The following is a 16,103-nucleotide window of genomic DNA, read 5'->3' on the forward strand; positions in this document are numbered from 1 at the left end:
GAACGTTCCTCAATGCCTGAACGGGATCCCAAGCTCCGTGAGAAGGGCTCGTCCCTCCTCGTCGGTGCGCGCGGTCGTCACGAACGAGATGTTCATTCCCTTCACGACGTCGACCTTGTCGTAGTCGATCTCAGGGAAGATGATCTGCTCGCGCAGACCCATCGTGAAATTGCCCTTGCCGTCGAAGCCCTTCGGGCTCACGCCCTTGAAGTCACGCACGCGCGGCAGGGAGAAGCTGATCAGGCGATCGACGAACTCCCACATCCGCTCCCCGCGCAGCGTCACCATCACGCCGATCGGGAGGTTCTCGCGGAGCTTGAACGTCGCGATCGACTTGCGGGCGCGCGTCACGACCGGCTTCTGGCCCGAGATCGCCCGCATGTCCTCGACAGCGGAGTCGATGATCTTCGGGTTCCCGACGGCAGCGCCGAGGCCCATGTTGATCACGACCTTCTCGAGGCGCGGCACCATCATCGGGTTCTTGTACCCGAAGCGCTTCGAAAGCGCGGGCCCGACAGCGTCCCGGTACTTGTTGCGCAGACGCGGCGTGTAGCTCGGATCGCGCGGAACGTCAGCGACTTCGGCTTGCGACGTGGCCTTCGCCTCGCCCTTGCCCTTGCCGCCCTTCCCGGCTTCCTTGCCACCCTTGCCGGCCGCAGCCGCCTGCGGCTTCGCAGCCGCCGGCTTGGCGTCCTTGGGCTTTTCGCCCTTGCCCTTGCCCTTTTCTTCCTTCTTGTCCGCCATGGCTCAGCCTGCCGCGATCACGGCGCCGCTCTTCGCGGTGCGCTGCTTCTTGCCATCGACGATCGTAGACTTCACCCGCGTGGGCTTGCCCGTCGTCGGATCCACCGGCATCACCTTGGAGGCATGGAGCGGCGCCTCCTTCGTGATCTTGCCGCCTTGCTGGTTGCGCGGCGTGGGGCGCTGATGGCGCGTCACCACGTTGATCCCCTCGACGACGACCTTGTCGTCCTCCGCGAGGACCTTCGTCACGCGACCCTGCTTGCCCTTGTCCTTGCCGCTGATGACCTGCACGAGGTCACCGACTCGGAGCCGTCGCATCAGAGCACCTCCGGCGCGAGCGAGATGATCTTCATGAACTTCTTCGCGCGGAGCTCGCGAGCCACCGGCCCGAAGATACGGGTCCCGATCGGCTCCTTCTCCTTGTTGATCAGCACCGCGCTGTTGGTGTCGAACTTGATGTAGGTGCCGTCCGAACGCTGATACTCACGCGCCGTGCGCACCACCACCGCCCGCGCCGTGTCGCCCTTCTTCACCTTGGTGCCCGGCATGGCTTCCTTGATGGACACGACGATCACATCGCCGAGCCCCGCGTACTTGCGACGCGAGCCACCGAGAACCTTGATGCACTTGACGACCCGAGCCCCGGAGTTGTCAGCCACTTCGAGATGCGTCGTGACCTGGATCATGGCTACTCCTCCACCGGGCGGGAAATGAGCTTCGTGACGATCCAGCGCTTCTCGCGCGAGATCGGGCGGTGCTCCTGGATCTCCACGCGGTCACCGACCTTGTACTCGTTCTTCTCGTCGTGCGCCTTGTAGCGCTCGCGAGCCCGGACGTACTTCTTGTAGACCGGATCCGGCGAGTTACGCACAACCTCGACCACGACGGTCTTGTCGCACTTGTTGCTCTTCACGCGCCCGACGAGCTTGCGTCGGAAGCCGTGCGGCTTCGCGGTCGTCTCGGCCTGAGCCTGCCCGGCGGCGGTCGCGTTCGCCTCGTTCGTTGCCATGGCTCTACTTGTTCCCTTCCGCCGCTGCCGCCGACTCGCTGGCACGCTGCTGGAGGATCGTCTTGACCCGGGCGAGATCGCGGCGCGCCTTGCGGATCGCCGACGTGTCGTTCAGCCGGTTCGTGAAGTTCTTGAACTTGGCGTCGAACACCTCACGGCCGAGGTTCTTCTCGAGCTCCTGCAGGTGCTCCGTCGTGCGTTCGCGCAGATCCTTCGCCTTCATCTCGAATACCTCACACGATCCCGCGAGCGATGAACTTGCACGCCATCGGGAGCTTGTGCCCGGCGAGGCGGAACGCCTCACGCGCCATCTCCTCGGGCACGCCCGAGATCTCGTACATGACGCGGCCCGGCCGCACCGCCGCGGCCCACTCCTCCGGCGCACCCTTTCCGCCACCCATGCGGACCTCGAGCGGCTTCTTCGTCACCGGTCGGTCCGGGAAGATGCGGATCCAGAGCTTACCCGCGCGCTTGCAGTGCCGCTGAATTGCCATACGCGCAGCCTCGATCTGGCGAGACGTGATGCGCGCGGGCTCGAGCGCCTGCAGGCCGAAATCACCGAAGGACACGTCGCTTCCCGAGGTCGCAACCCCGCGAATGCGGCCCTTCTGCATCTTGCGGAACTTCGTTCGCTTGGGAGACAGCATCGGTCTGTCCTACTGAATCCGGCGCGATTTGCGCTGGAGAACCTCACCCTTGAAGATCCACACCTTCACGCCGATGATGCCGACCTTCGTCCTCGCCTCAGCGAGGCCGAACTCGATGTCGGCGCGCAGCGTGTGGAGCGGAACCCGACCCTCGCGGTACGTCTCGACCCGGCTCATCTCGCTGCCGCCGAGCCGGCCCGCGCACCGAACGCGGATGCCCTTCGCGCCGAACTTCATCGCCGTCGCCACGGCCTTCTTCATGGCGCGGCGGAACGCGATGCGGCGCTCGAGCTGCGTCGCGATGTTCTCCGCGACGAGCTGCGCGTTCGTCTCCGCCTTCCGGACCTCCTGGACGTCGATGAAGACCTCGTTGTCCGTGAAGGAGGCGACGCCCGGGAACACCGTCTCACCCTTGGTCGCGGTGCCGACGTTGCCACCCTTCAGGGTCTCGATGCCCTTGCCGCCCTTGCCGATCACCATCCCCGGACGCGCCGTGTAGACGATGACCTTGGCCCGGTTCGCGGCGCGCTCGATCTCCACGCTCGCGATGTTCGCGTTGTAGAGGTACTGCTTGATCGCCCGCTTGATGCGGATGTCCTCGTGGAGCCACTTCTGGTACGCGTTGCCGTCCTCGTACCACTTGCTGCTCCACGTCTTGATCACGCCGACGCGGAAGCCGTACGGATGGGTCTTCTGTCCCATGGAAGCCGTGTTCCTTTACTTGCGCTCGCTGAGCTCGATCACGATGTGAGAGACGCCCTTCACGACTTTCGTCGCGCGCCCCATCGCACGGGGGCGCCAGCGGCGGTTGAACTTGTTCGGGCCCTTGTCGACCGTCGCCTTGCTGATGAACAAAGCGTCGACGTCGGCGCCACCCTGGCGGGCGTTCGCCACCGCGCTCTCGATGACCTTTTTGATCACCGGCGCGGCTGACTTCTCCGTGAACTGGAGCAGCTGGATCGCATCCGCTGCATCACGTCCGCGGACCAGGTCCGCAATCATGCGCGCCTTTCGCGGAGAGATCCGCGAAAACATCGCACTGGCCTTGCTTAGCATCCGAGAAACCTCGCAGACAGGGGGCCGGTTCGGCCCAGGGCGCCCGGTCGTTGGCCAACCCGGTCGACCAGCGTTACGCCTGTCGAACCGAGCCCTGCCGTCGTACGTTCCGGAACATCAACCCGACGTCTCGCGACGAGAAACCCTCTCCGCGTCACCGGGGGGTGTCCCACGGCGGCCGAAGAGGCGAGCTGAGTCCGAAGCGCCGTTACGGCTTCGGGAGAGACGAACACCAAAGGTGATCGCCTCCAGGAAAACGGAGCGCGGTGTCTAGCAAAGCCCCACGACGCTTGCAAGCGAGATCCGCAGAAAATCTGCGCGCTCCCCCGTCCGTGAGGGAGCCGGCTGAACGGATCTGCCGCGATCGCTGAACGGGCGTACGGAGCACGGTTCGGTTTTGAAGGATCCGCCGGGCCGCTCGTACTACGCTGACACTTCTTGAAATCGTCCGCGCCGGAGCCCCACCCCCCCGGGCCCTCGGCGCCTCCTACACTCCGGAGGTTTCGGAACATGCAGTCTCGCTCGACGTTTGCCTTGGTTCTTACTTCGTTCCTCACGGCCGCGGCCCTCAGCAGCGGCTGCATCATCGTCTCGGATCCCAACAACAACACCGGCGGCAACGGTGGCGACGGCGGCGCGGGTGTCGGCGCCTCGGGCGGCACGGGCGGCACGGGCGGCCAGGGCGGCACGGGCGGCGTCGGCGGCACCGGCGGCACCGGCGGCACCGGCGGTGAGGGCGGCGGTTCCAACTGCGTCGGCCCCGAGGACGGCGACGGCAGTGTCGCCGCCTGCGACGCCATGAACATCACGCCCAAGCCGGAGGGCCCCGCGGCCCAGTGCCCGGGCACCGACCCGAACGGCAACCCCATCGAGTTCGACCCCCCCGGCTACGGCACGTGCAAGCGCGGCTTCGAGATCTACACGCGCGGCGCGGCCACCGTGCTCCAGAACTGTCTCTCGGACATCGGCGTCGAGCCCGCGAACGCCTGCGACGATCAGCAGGTCGCGGACTGCGTCGGCAAGATGTACGGCGCGGCCTGCCCCTCGGCCGACGCGGCCCTCGCCTGCGAGACGATCTCCAACCAGCTCTGCATCAACGGCGAGACCTTCGACACGCAGGGCTGCCAGCTCGAGACGAATCCCTTCAACAACGCCGCGCTCCAGGAGCTCGCCAACTGCATCTCGGACAGCGCCCTGCCCGACTGCAACGACGCATACGACGCCTGCTTCGCGCAGGTCACGAGCTACTGACCCTCCCTCGCCCGCGCGCCCGGCGACAGAGAACCCCGGGCGCGCCGCCCTTCCTCCGTCCGCATTCCCTCCCAGGATCGCGAGTTCTCCCACGATGGGAGCCGTTCGTTTGCACGGCTGCAGCTCGCGTCGGCCGTGGATCGACTTCGTTCGTCCGAGTTGAGCCGCACGCGGAAATCTGAGACGATGCTCCGGAAGTCGCTTCGGCCCGCTTGATCGGAGCCGCACTCCCGGCAGGCGCGCGCTCCGGATCCGACATGCGCGGCGGGTGCTCCACGTGGCCGCACCACCGCGCGCATTCGGGCGGCGCCGCGCCGGCGCGTTGCTCCCGGAGGTTTTCCTGATGGCTCGTACCCTTCTCTTTTCAAGCTCGCTGCTTCTGCTCGCGGGCGCCCTCGGCCTCGCGTCGTGCTCGGACGACGGCACGGGGGGCCAAGGTGGTAGCGGCGCGACCGGCGGCACGGGCGGCGCGGGCGCGACGGGCGGCACCGGGGGAACCGGCGGCGGCACGGGCGGCACCGGCGGAGTGGGCGGCATCGGCGGCACCGGGGGAACCGGCGGCACGGGCGGCACCGGCGGCGTGGGCGGCACGGGCGGCACCGGCGGCACCGGCGGCACCGGCGGTGAGGGCGGCCTCGGCGGCGCGGGCGGAGCCGGCGGCGCAGGTGGTGCCGGCGGAGCCGGGGGCCTCGGCGGGGCCGGCGGCGCGGGCGGCGGCGGTGGTGAGGGCGGCGATCCGCTGGCCGTCGACAAGGACATGGACGGCTGGACCATCGGCGACGGCGACTGCTGCGACAACGACGTCAAGTGCGACATCCCGGGGAGCGTGAACCCCGGCGCGTTCGAGTACCTCGGCAACGGCATCGACGACGACTGCGATCCCTCGACGAAGGACGACGTCGCCGCGGTCGATTGCACCGATCCGCCGCTCGCCACGCCGACGAGCACGCTCGAGCTCGTGAAGGCGATGGACCTCTGCCAGTTCACGACGGAAAACCCGCCGCTCCCCCAGAAAAAGTGGGGCGTGATCGCGAGCTACCTCCAGCTCGCCGACGGGACGAACGCGGTCGTGCCGAAGGACGTGCAGGTCGGCGTGCTCGCGAACTACGGGCCGAACGTGCTGCCGAAGAAGGGCACGACGATGGCCGTGCTCTCGACGGGCACGGCGCGCGACGAGGGCGACCTCGGCTTCATCCACCCGCAAAACGGGCCCGATCCCGAAATCCAGAAGGGCAACTACAAGGCGAACACGGTCTGCCCGATCCCGGCGCCCTACCTCGCGGCGAACGGCGGCAAGCTCCCCTCGCCCCCGGAATGCCCGGCGTGCGTCGGCGAGAACTGCACGAAGGCGTTCGACTCGGTCAACTTCAAGATGCGCATCCGCGTGCCGACGAACGCGCGGTCGTTCTCGTATCGGCTGAAGAGCTACACCTCGGAGTACCCCGAGTACAGCTGCGGCCAGTTCAACGACTTCTTCCTCGCGCTCCTGAAGAGCAACTGGACGCCCGATCCGATGGCGAACCCGCCTCAGGCTCCGCTCCCCGCGGATCGCAACATCGCCAAGGACTCAACCGGCAAGACGATCACCGTCAACAACGCGTTCTACGAGGTCTGCTTCCCCTCGCCGATCTCGCCGCCGGGCGCCTGTCCGGCCGGCGTGCTCGAGCTCCTCGGCACGGGCATGGGCGGCTGGAGCGGCGACTACAAGGACGGCGGCGGCACGGTGTGGCTCGTGAACGACGCGCCCGTCGTGCCCGGCGAGACCATCGAGATCGAGTTCATCATCGCCGACGCGGGCGACTCGAACGTCGATTCGACGGTGCTGCTCGACTACTTCCGTTGGGACATCAAGGCGGCGGCCGCCGGCGTCCACAAGTGATCCGCTGCGCGCTGCGCTCTTCGTGAGCGCGGCGCGCGGCCTCGGGCTTCGGATGGTGCGGGCTCGGCCCGCTCGCGATTTTACGAAGAGGTATTTCGAGATGATGAAGCGTACGAGGCGGAACGACATGCGTTTTTCGCTTTCGACCCTGCTCGTCCCGGCGCTCGTCGCATACGCGGCCGCGGCCGGCTGCGCCGCGGACGTCGGCGGAGGAGGGGGCGGCTCGGCAGGCACGTCGAACGTGAGCGACGGCGGGAGCGGCGGCACCGGCGGTGCCGGAACCGGGGGCATGGGCGGCGCGGGCGGCACCGGCGGCACAGGCGGCGCGGGCGGCGCGGGCGCCGGGCCCACGGGATGCGTGGTCGACGGCGATTGCGCGAACGATCCCGGCGGTACGATCTGCAACGCCGACACGGGCAAGTGCGTCGAGTGCATCCCGAGCGGCGACCCGCTCGTCGACGACTGCGGCCTCGGGCAGTACTGCAACAAGGACGAGGGGAAGTGCAAGGTCGGCTGCACGCACAAGGCTGACTGCCTGGGCGCGCAGGTCTGCGACACCATGAAGAACCAGTGCAGCGACGGCTGCATTGTCGACACCGACTGCTTCCCGGGCTCGATCTGCATCTCGAAGACCTGCATCCCCGGCTGCTCGGCGACCCAGCCTTGCCAGGCTGGCTTCAGCTGCTGCTCCTCGAGCTGCTACGACTTCTCGAACGACGAGAACAACTGCGGCTTCTGCAACAACTCCTGCTCGAATGCGTGGGTCCTCGACGACACGCAGACCCCGCCGGTCATGGGCGGCCCGCCGAACGGCACGGCGGTCTGCGACAACGGCCTCTGCTCGCTCGGCGCTTGCAAGCCCGGCTTCTCCGACTGCAACAACGACCCGTCGGACGGCTGCGAGTGGAACACGCTGCAGGACGGCCCGTGCACCTGCGTGCCGGGCCAGACGCAGTCTTGCTACCAGGGTTTGCCGGGCACGCTCGGCATCGGGCCGTGCAAGGCCGGCACGCAGACGTGCAAGGAAGACGGCTCGGGCTGGGGGGATTGCAAAGGCCAGGTGCTTCCGAAGTACGAGATCTGCGCGAACGCCATCGACGACGACTGCAACGGCGCGGCCGACGACTCCGCCGGTGACTTCGACGGCGACGGCTACAGCTCGTGCGGCGGCGGCGACTGCTGCGACTTCCTGAGCCCCGGCTGCCCGAACCCGAAGGCCGTCAACCCCGGCGCTTTCGAGTTCACCAACGACGGCGTCGACAACGACTGCGACCCGACGACGCCCGACAACGTCGAGGCGCCGCCCTGCAGCTCGTCGGCGAAGTTCGCCGCGGTCACGGCCGAGGACGTGGCGAAGGCCATGGAGCTCTGCCAGTTCGTGCCGGAAAACCCGCCGGCGGGAGAGTTCAAGAAGTGGGGCGTGCTCGGCGCCAAGCTCGTCCTCGCCGACGGCTCGACGCCGACCGCGGCCCAGCTTTCGGTCCTGCAGGACAAGTCGACCGCGATCATGACGGGGTACGGCTCGGTCGTGAAGCCGCAGAAGGGCCTCACGATGGCCGGCATCTCCAGCGGTGTCATGCGTGACCAGGACGACGTGGGGTACACCGGGACGAGCACGAGCCACAGCATCAACGGCAACCCGCCTGCCCCGTACCTGCTCGCGAACGGCGGCAAGCTGCCTTCGTCGCAGGGCTGCAACGGCAGCTGCTCGTCGGGCACGGGCGCGAACGACTCGATCAACGTGCGGCTCGACATTCGTGTCCCCACGAACGCGAAGTCGTTCGAGTACCAGTTCCGATTCTTCTCCTCGGAATACAAGAGCTGGCAGTGCTCGTCGTACAACGACTTCTTCCTCGCGTTGCTCCAGTCGGGCGCCATGGGCCTGCCGACCGACAAGAACATCGCGAAGGACGGTTCGGGTAACCCCGTCAGCGTCAACAACAGCTTGTTCCAGGTCTGCGTCGCCAAGGGCTGCAACACGTGCCCCTCGGGTTCGGGCGAGCTCACGGGAACGGGCATGCAACTCGACAACGTCGGTGGCGGCACGGACTGGCTCTTCAACACCGCCTCCGTCGTGCCCGGCGAGAAGGTCACGCTCGAGCTCATGATCTTCGACGTGACCGACACCATCCTCGACTCGCTCGTCCTGCTCGACAACTTCCGGTGGAACGCGGCCGATCTCGGCACCGGCATCCACGAGTGAACCCCTCTCGCCCGAACCGCGAGGGCGCCTCCCCGGCGAGCGCGCCCTCGCGGACAAACCCGTCCGTGGTCCAATGGTTGGACCTCCAAATATAGACGTTCCGAACAGCTTCCATCCCGCTGTCAAGCGATGAAAGCGTGGGAAGACGATCCCGCCGGCGGGCGTTGGCATTTTTCTCCATTGCGTCTCGGCGCGTCCGCAGGCATCTTCGACGCTCGTGGCGACGAAGGCGGACGACGCAGACTGGCGAGCGCCCAGCCCTCCTGGGCAACCGCTGCGATCCAGCCTCCACACGCGTCGCGTTGCACGGCACGTTTCCAGCTTCGTCCGTCTCGTCGTGGCGGCCGTTCTCGGATCAGGGGCCGTCGGCTGTGCTACCCCGGGCGGGCTCTCGCAGCTCCACGCCGTGAAGGAGCCGAGCGCGAACACCCGCGTCGCGTCCGCCCTTCGGCAAGCGCCGGTCGCGCCCGCCGAGCGGCCCATCGCGGTGCGGGCCACCGAGGCGCGCGTCGTCACGGTCGAGACGCGCCTCGCCGCGGCTGCGTGGCGCTCCATGGCCGAGGACGTGGACAGCGAGATCCTCGCGAACACCTCGCGTTGCCCGGCAGAGATGGCGCTCGTCGACAACCGCGTCTGTGTCGATCGCTGGGAGGGTTCGCTCGTCGAGCGGCTCGCGAGCGGCGAGGTGCGCGGGTGGTCGCCGTTCCACCCCGTGGATGGACACGAAGCCTCCGTGCGTGCCGTCTCGCGGCCCGGTGTGGTCCCGCAGGGCTACATCAGCGGGGAGCAAGCGCAGCGCGCCTGCCAGGCCTCGGGCAAGCGCCTCTGCGCCGCCGACGAGTGGGAGCGCGCCTGCCGCGGCCCGAACCGCACCCGTTTCCCCTACGGCGACGAGCGCAAGAGCCGCGTCTGCAACGACGACATCCGCCGCGCGCACCCCGTCGTCGAGGTCGCCTTGCGCCTCGGCATCCCCGACGATCGCCGCTGGTCGGACGGCATGAACCAGCCGCTCATCAACCAGCTCCCGGACTCGCTCTTCGAGACCGGCATGCGCGCCGAGTGCACGAACGAGTACGGCGTCTTCGACATGGTCGGCAACCTGCACGAGTGGATCGAGGATCGCGACGGCACGTTCCGCGGCGGCTTCTACATGGACACGTCGTTGAACGGCGAGGGTTGCTCCTACCAGACCACCGCGCACGACTTCCGTTACCACGATTACTCCACGGGCTTCCGCTGCTGCATGGATCCCGATCGAGTCGAGTGAGATGTTCCGAACGACGATGGGCCCCTGGTCCCCGACGGCCTACGCGCTCGCAGCCGCGCTCTCTTTGCTTCCGAGCTGCTCGAAGAAAAAAGAAGAGGCCCCGATCACGCCGCCCGCGCCTCCACGCGGCGCAGCCTCGCTCGATCAGCTCTCCACCGGCCTCGGCACCGCCAAGGGCCTCGACGCGAGCCTCGCGCCGCCGTCGATGAAGTTCGATCACGTCTACGTGCTCGACGACAAGCGGGCCATCCTGGCCGGCGGCGTCCCCGGCAGCGTGGCGATCGCGCTGATGACCGTGGACGCGGGCAAGACGTGGAAGGCCTTCCGCACGGACCGCGAGACCTGGTCGAGTTACACGTTCGGCACGGATGGCGTGTTCGCCCTCGCCCTCGGCCCGAAGGAGACGACCGCGGAGGCGCCCCCGACCGTCGGGAAGAAGGCGCCCCCGCCGCCGCCGTTCCAGTTTTTCTTCGCGGGCCTCGACGCGCCCTCGTTCGGTACGGCGACGATGGTCGATCAGCCGCCGCTCGCCCGAAAGCCCGACCCGAAGCTGCCCATCCCGAAGCCGCGCCTCGCGCTGCTCGACAAGGAGACGGCGTCGATCGTCGTCGAGCCCACACCGAAGAAATTCATAGCGCGGTATGTGACGCCGCCCGGGACCGATGCGCCGGCCGAGGTCGCGCTGCCCAAGCTCGAGACGTTCGCCACGGGGCCCGTCGGTCGGCCGCCGCGGCTCTTCTCGGTGAAGGGGCGCGAGGTCGTGTCGCGCAAGTGGCCCGCGCCCGGGCAGACCGTCGCGGCGCCTGCGGAGTCCGAGTACATCGACTTGAAGCTCCTGAAGCCGACGCCCACGCTCCTCGCCGAGCTATCCGCGCCCTCGGCGTGTGACGTCGGTTCGATCTCGTACCAGGCGATCACGCAACCGCCGACGAAGCAGAATCCGAACAAGAACTTCTACCTCGTGGTGACGCCCGACAAGCTCACGCTGGTCCCGCGTCCGGCCGAGGCGCTTTCCGGCGCGCCAATCGGCTGCACCGACACGAAGTTCGTCGTCGAGGCGCCGGATGCCGACAAGCAGAGCATAACGCTCTTGCTGTGTGAGCTAGACGGCAAGTGCACGACGCCATCGCGTCCCGTATTCAAGCCCTGGATCGAGAAACACGAGCGCGACATCGTCGCGGTGCCGACGTCCACGGGCGCGGCGGCCGTGATGAGCGCGCAAGCCGGGGAGCGCTGGGGGCTCTACTACGCGCAGTCGACGGACGGCGGTAAGTTTTACGAGCGCGCGCGCATCATCGGCGAAGGGACCGGCGCGCGCGGGCGCGTCGACTTTGGTGCGCTCGTTTCGTTTGGCAAGCGCACGCTGCTCATCGTGTCCGCCGATGTCACGGGTACTTCGAGGCGCGGCTTCTACGTGCTCGTATCCGACGACGACGGCGCGACCTGGAACCCGCCGTAAAGCCGTCGTCGGACGATTGCCTCACCGCGCCATCCCCGCTCGCTCCTCGTGCGAGCGTGAGAAGTTGAAACGCGCGCAGGGGCACATCGTTCAAAATTGAAAGGTAAGACCGTAATAGGTCTGCAAAAAAACGTCGAAAGCGTGACGCCTGCACCGTTTTGGCGACGCGCATAACGACGAGCGCGTGTTCGCGCAGTGCGGCGTGGGAGCGCATCGCACTGGCTTGTCAGCTGGGTTCGTCCGAGCGAGCGACAGTGGCAAGGATGCTCGGTCCGCCCGGACATACCACGCGCGCGTATCGCCGCGACACACGCCTGCCTGCCACGCTGGGTTTGGCCGCCGATGACCAATCGAACGGGCGGCGCGATCCAGCGCGAAAAACGTTTTGGACGTCGCGACGACCTGGGACGCTCACGCGTCATTCGGGCGCTGCCGCGGGTCGACCATAACGATCGATCGTGGGCAGCCGCTCCGGTCGAGCAGAGCCGGAGAGGCGCGTCATGTCGGCGACGTCGTTTTGACTTCGTCCGGACGATCGATCGTCCTTCGAAACGACCGCGCGGCCCGAATCGAGGGCGGGGAGTCTTTCACTCACCGCCTCCGCGTCGGGCCGCCAGGTTTGCGAGTCGTAACTCGCTGGCAGGCTGTTGATAAACGGCTGCGCGCCCTGGACCTATGGTCTTCGTCGAGCGCGCGCTACGTTCCCCAACAGCCCGCGACTCACTTCGCCGCAGGCTGCGCCGCGGGGGCCGCCGCGCGCTTGCGCGTGACCTTCGCCGCGGGGGCCGCCTTCTTCGCGGGGGCGCCGGCCGTCGAGGGGCCGCTCGCCGTCTTGCGCGCGTTCAGGCTCGCCTGCTCCGCCGTCTTGAGGTCGGCCGCATAGCGGGCGAAACGACGATCACCACCCTGGAAGATGCGCTTCGCGAGCTTGAGCTCCTTGAGCGCAGCCGCCGCGCGCGTCTGCGGAATGCCGGCCTGGCGGGCCACGTCGCTCGCGCTCACGCCGTTCGACGCCTTCACGATGCGCTCCACCGAATTGAGGACCTCTTGCCGCTCCGCGGAAAGGGCCGCCGTCTTCTTCGGACGGCCGGGCTTGCGCTTCGCAGGTGCAGCAGGCGCCGCCGCGCGACCACGCTTTGCGGGCGCCGGGGCTTCCACCACCGGAGCAGCCGCGAGCGCCTGCGGCACGCGCGCCGGACGACCGCGACCCCGGGTCGCAGCCGCAGCCACGAGCGGAGCCGCCGCCGGAGCGGAGGCCACGGCCGAGCCGAGTTTATCCTTGACCAGTGCGAGAATCGCCGAGTCGGGCATCTTCCGCACAAGTTCCACAATCTGCTGCTCGAAAGCGTCGGTTGCCATGTCTTCTCCCTCGCCGAATCCCGCTCGGCGGATGGTTACGACTATGCCTTTGGAGGCGGGCGGGTCAAGCGAATAAAGTGGCAGGACGGTCCTTTCGTTCATTTTTTGGTTCGGCTCGCGCGCGCCTCCCAGGTTTTGCCTCCACCGCCGCCCGGTAGCGCCGGACGTTTACCGGACCGACCGACCGCTCGAAATCCCTCACGAGGCCGCGAGAAGCTTGCATTGTCCAGCCAGCGCTCTCGTTTGGCGCGCGCGGGCTGCCAGTCGATCCAGGCTTTGCGACCCGGGCTTTGCCGTGCACGCTGCCATGTCCTTCCGGATTGGGGGCGGGTCTCTCCCTAAAGACCGACCCGACGTCGCTTCATTGCTGCTCCTTCTCTGCGCAGGCCACGCCCGGCGGTGACACCGGGATAGCCACTGGGACGAGCTCGAGTCGCTTGCCGGTTCGATGAGGCATGCCGCGCGACGCGTCCGCGACGATTTGTGTCCGGCTCGCGCGCGCGCCCGCCGAGGCCCGCGCGGCGATAGCGTCGCCGAAGGGCCCCATCACACCGCGTTGTGCGCCGCAAAGCCTCGGGGACGATGCGCCACGAAACCGACGAGGAGCAGGCGCCCGGGACTTCGGCGCTCCGGCGCGGCTCGTTCTCGCACTCATATAATAAGGAGAGGAGGCGCGCCGCGGCAGCCTTCCGGCCGTGCAGCGACGGCCCTCACGAAGCAAGCCCGGCGCGCGGGCGCGCGTTGTCCTCTTTTCGAGGAGCCCGCCTCCGCCGAAGTCGCGGATGATGCGGCGATCGAGATGAAGAGGAGATGAAGACGAGATGTAGAGAGATGAAGAGGCGCGCGTTTCGACGCGGGAGCGCCCTCCGAGGGAGGGCGCGTCGATGTCACTCCGGGTCGATGCGGTACAGCTTGCCGGGTGTCCCGCCCTGGCTGTTGTCCACGATGACGTAGAGCTCGCCCGCGGTGTCCTCGCCGAACGAAGTGATGCCCGCGCTCAGCGATGTGCTTTCGAGATCGGCCGTGATCTCCCCCTCGGCGATGACGTTGCCCTTCGACCACGCGAGCGTGTAGAAGCGCTTCGAGCAATAGTCGGCGTAGAGGTACGTCCCGACGAGCCCCGGGATCTTCGACCCGCGGTAGACGTATCCGCCCGTCACCGAGCAGTCGTTGAAGCCGCTTGCATGCACATACTCCGTGACCGGCAAGGTGAGGCCCGCCATGTCGCAGCCGCTTGCCGGGTCGTAGCAGAGCGTTCCTTCCATGGTGTTCCAGCCATAGTTTTTGTTGCCTTCCCCGGGCGGCTCGACGTTGATTTCTTCGACCACGTTCTGGCCGACGTCGGCGATGTAGAGATCGCCGGTGCATCGATCGAAGCTGAAGCGCCAGGGGTTGCGCAGGCCCCAGTCCCAGATGTCCTTGTCGCCGTTCTGGAGGTTTCCCGGCGGAGGCGTCGGGTACTTATCGACGTCGATGCGGAGGACCTTGCCGAGCTTGGCGTTGATGTCCTGCCCGTTCTGGTCCGGATCGCCGCCGCCGCCGCCGTCGCCCGTGCCCACGTAGAGGTAACCGTCGGGCCCGAACGCGAGCATGCCGCCGTTGTGGTTGCTGTAGCCCGGATGCGGGATGGTGAGAATGACCTTGCCCGAACCCTGGACCGCCGTGTCGGGCGAGGCGCCGCGAGCGTACTCGGCGATGGCGATCGCGCCGTTCGGGTTCGCCTTCTGCGTGTAGTAGACGAAGAATCGGCCATTTTCGGCGTAGTTCGGGTGGAACGCGAGGCCGAGCAAGCCGCGCTCATTGGCCGCCCCCTCGACGATCGCGCTGATGTCGAGGAAGGGCTCCGGCACGAGATTGCCGCCGTTCACGATGCGGATGCGGCCCGGCTTCTCCAGCAAGAAGAGGCGGTTCGTATCGCCCGGCGCGCCCGTCACGTAGGTGGGCCGGTCGAGGCCCGTCACGAGCTCGGTCAGCACGAGCTTGGGCAAGGCTTCGGCCGTGCCGGGCGCGCATACCTGCATGCCGCCGCCACTGCCACCCGCGCCGCCCGCGCCGCCCGCGCCACCTGCGCCGCCTGCGCCGCCTGCGCCGCCCATTCCGCCGGTGCCGCCCACGCCCCCGTCACCACCGGTGCCGCCGGTGCCGCCGCTACCGCCCTTTCCATCGTCGCCGCAGCCGACGGTCGACAGCGCGCTGGTGGCCGTGCCGACGAAGAAGAGAAATGCCAACCTGGTCCCGTTCGACTTCAAGAAATCCATGTCCGCAACGTACGCGGATCCACCCACGACGTCGATCCCCTCGCTGGAAATGGCCGGCGGACGGCCCGTGCGTGATCGGCCTCGCGGAGCGACCATCGGGGCGAAACATTGCGACGTCGTGGTGGATGACTACCTTTCGCCTCGACTGGTCCTTCACCCGCACATCATCCAGGGAGTGAACAGCATGAACTCGTGGGACTACAGGGGGCAAACGTGGGGCGCGCAGAGCCTCACCCGCGGCGAGAACCGCGTGGCTTTCCTGAAACGCGTCTACGGCCTCTTCACGGCGAGCATCGCGTTTTCCGCCGTCGGCGCGCTTGTGGCCCTCCGCGGCGGTCTTTCCGCGTCGCAAGCGTTCGTCAGCGTCGGCGGTTCACGCGTGGCCGTTCCGCCGCTCGTGGCGTTCTTCGGACAGCACTACATCATCGGCATGCTCGTGATGCTCGGCGCCGTGTTCGGCGCTTCGATGGTGCGTCACGTGAAGGGCCTCAACGTCGTCGCGCTTTTTGGTATGGCGACCGTGATCGGCGTGGTGATCGCGCCGTCGTTGTTCTACGCGACGCTCGCCGCGGGGATCGGCAAGACGCTCTCGTCGTCGCCCATTCGCGACGCGTTCTTGCTCTCCGTCGGTGGTTTCGGCGGGCTCACAGCGTACGCGCTCACCACGAAGAAAGATTTTTCGTTCCTCGGCGGCGCGCTCACGATGGGCCTCTTCGTGGTCATCGGCGCTGGCCTGCTGAACATCTTTCTGGGCAGCGCGGTTTTCGGCCTTGCCATCGCGAGCGTGTCCGTCCTGCTCTTCGGCGCATACGTCCTCTACGATACGTCGCGCCTGCTCCAGGCTGGAGAAGACGACGCGGTGGGCGCCGCGATCCAGCTCTATATGAACTTCCTGAACATCTTCCTCGCGCTCTTGCGCATCCTCTCGTCGCGCCGCGAAGATTGACGCGCGGCAGGAGACGCGCGAAGCA

General features: G+C 67.6%; 17 protein-coding genes. 6 read left to right on the forward strand and 11 right to left on the reverse strand.

Annotation, left to right across the window (positions count from 1 at the left end; genetic code table 11):
* Window positions 1-9: 9 nt before the first annotated feature.
* From rplE to rplV, 8 genes are read right to left on the reverse strand one after another with little or no spacing between them, the layout of a single operon-like run.
* A complete protein-coding gene (gene rplE / locus KEG38_RS00220) occupies window positions 10-744 on the reverse strand; it encodes a 50S ribosomal protein L5 (RefSeq protein ID WP_504968466.1) in 735 nt (244 codons plus the stop codon).
* 3 nt (window positions 745-747) lie between these two features.
* A complete protein-coding gene (rplX, locus tag KEG38_RS00225) occupies window positions 748-1,062 on the reverse strand; it encodes a 50S ribosomal protein L24 (protein ID WP_136935256.1) in 315 nt (104 codons plus the stop codon).
* Window positions 1,062-1,430: a 50S ribosomal protein L14 gene (gene rplN, locus KEG38_RS00230; protein ID WP_136935255.1), complete on the reverse strand. Its 369-nt coding sequence runs from the start codon at window positions 1,428-1,430 to the stop codon at window positions 1,062-1,064. The genes rplX and rplN overlap by 1 nt, the downstream gene beginning before the upstream one ends.
* Before the next feature lie 2 nt (window positions 1,431-1,432).
* On the reverse strand, window positions 1,433-1,753 hold the full coding sequence (gene rpsQ / locus KEG38_RS00235) for a 30S ribosomal protein S17 (RefSeq protein ID WP_271930142.1): 321 nt from the start codon (window positions 1,751-1,753) through the stop codon (window positions 1,433-1,435).
* Window positions 1,754-1,757: 4 nt separating this feature from the next.
* A complete protein-coding gene (rpmC, locus tag KEG38_RS00240) occupies window positions 1,758-1,976 on the reverse strand; it encodes a 50S ribosomal protein L29 (protein WP_272416922.1) in 219 nt (72 codons plus the stop codon).
* A gap of 10 nt (window positions 1,977-1,986) precedes the next feature.
* Window positions 1,987-2,400: a 50S ribosomal protein L16 gene (rplP, locus tag KEG38_RS00245; protein ID WP_272416923.1), complete on the reverse strand. Its 414-nt coding sequence runs from the start codon at window positions 2,398-2,400 to the stop codon at window positions 1,987-1,989.
* Window positions 2,401-2,409: 9 nt separating this feature from the next.
* The gene (gene rpsC / locus KEG38_RS00250) at window positions 2,410-3,102 is read right to left on the reverse strand and encodes a 30S ribosomal protein S3 (RefSeq protein ID WP_136935251.1); all 693 of its coding nucleotides are present in this window, start codon (window positions 3,100-3,102) and stop codon (window positions 2,410-2,412) included.
* 15 nt (window positions 3,103-3,117) lie between these two features.
* The gene (gene rplV, locus KEG38_RS00255; protein WP_153821371.1) at window positions 3,118-3,456 is read right to left on the reverse strand and encodes a 50S ribosomal protein L22; all 339 of its coding nucleotides are present in this window, start codon (window positions 3,454-3,456) and stop codon (window positions 3,118-3,120) included.
* A gap of 510 nt (window positions 3,457-3,966) precedes the next feature.
* Here rplV and KEG38_RS00260 point away from each other — a divergent pair.
* The 5 genes from KEG38_RS00260 to KEG38_RS00280 all read left to right on the forward strand — a co-directional run bounded on the left by KEG38_RS00260 (window position 3,967) and on the right by KEG38_RS00280 (window position 11,515).
* A complete protein-coding gene (locus tag KEG38_RS00260; RefSeq protein ID WP_272416924.1) occupies window positions 3,967-4,707 on the forward strand; it encodes a hypothetical protein in 741 nt (246 codons plus the stop codon).
* 343 nt (window positions 4,708-5,050) lie between these two features.
* Window positions 5,051-6,586 (forward strand): choice-of-anchor L domain-containing protein, encoded by a 1,536-nt coding sequence (locus KEG38_RS00265; protein WP_272416925.1) that lies wholly within the window; start codon window positions 5,051-5,053, stop codon window positions 6,584-6,586.
* 127 nt (window positions 6,587-6,713) lie between these two features.
* On the forward strand, window positions 6,714-8,789 hold the full coding sequence (locus tag KEG38_RS00270) for a choice-of-anchor L domain-containing protein (protein ID WP_272416926.1): 2,076 nt from the start codon (window positions 6,714-6,716) through the stop codon (window positions 8,787-8,789).
* Between the two features lie 337 nt (window positions 8,790-9,126).
* Window positions 9,127-10,056: a formylglycine-generating enzyme family protein gene (locus KEG38_RS00275; RefSeq protein ID WP_272416927.1), complete on the forward strand. Its 930-nt coding sequence runs from the start codon at window positions 9,127-9,129 to the stop codon at window positions 10,054-10,056.
* Between the two features lies 1 nt (window position 10,057).
* A complete protein-coding gene (locus tag KEG38_RS00280; protein WP_272416928.1) occupies window positions 10,058-11,515 on the forward strand; it encodes a sialidase family protein in 1,458 nt (485 codons plus the stop codon).
* Between the two features lie 418 nt (window positions 11,516-11,933).
* On the opposite strand, the gene KEG38_RS00285 is transcribed toward KEG38_RS00280, so the two are convergent.
* From KEG38_RS00285 to KEG38_RS00295, 3 genes are all read right to left on the reverse strand, one after another.
* Entirely contained in the window at window positions 11,934-12,110 is a 177-nt protein-coding gene (locus KEG38_RS00285; protein ID WP_272416929.1) for a hypothetical protein, read from the reverse strand.
* A 125-nt stretch (window positions 12,111-12,235) separates the two neighbouring features.
* Complete coding sequence (locus KEG38_RS00290) at window positions 12,236-12,874, reverse strand: hypothetical protein (RefSeq protein WP_272416930.1); 639 nt, start codon at window positions 12,872-12,874, stop codon at window positions 12,236-12,238.
* An 887-nt stretch (window positions 12,875-13,761) separates the two neighbouring features.
* Window positions 13,762-15,132, reverse strand: a complete 1,371-nt coding sequence (locus tag KEG38_RS00295; protein WP_272416931.1) for a PQQ-dependent sugar dehydrogenase — start codon at window positions 15,130-15,132, stop codon at window positions 13,762-13,764.
* Between KEG38_RS00295 and KEG38_RS00300 the strand changes: the two genes are divergently transcribed.
* Window positions 15,131-16,078 (forward strand): Bax inhibitor-1/YccA family protein, encoded by a 948-nt coding sequence (locus tag KEG38_RS00300; RefSeq protein WP_272416932.1) that lies wholly within the window; start codon window positions 15,131-15,133, stop codon window positions 16,076-16,078. The two genes, KEG38_RS00295 and KEG38_RS00300, sit on opposite strands and share 2 nt — an antisense overlap.
* Window positions 16,079-16,103: the final 25 nt, after the last annotated feature.

The sequence above is a fragment of the Polyangium jinanense genome, from assembly GCF_028435265.1.
GTDB lineage: Bacteria > Myxococcota_A > Polyangia > Polyangiales > Polyangiaceae > Polyangium > Polyangium jinanense.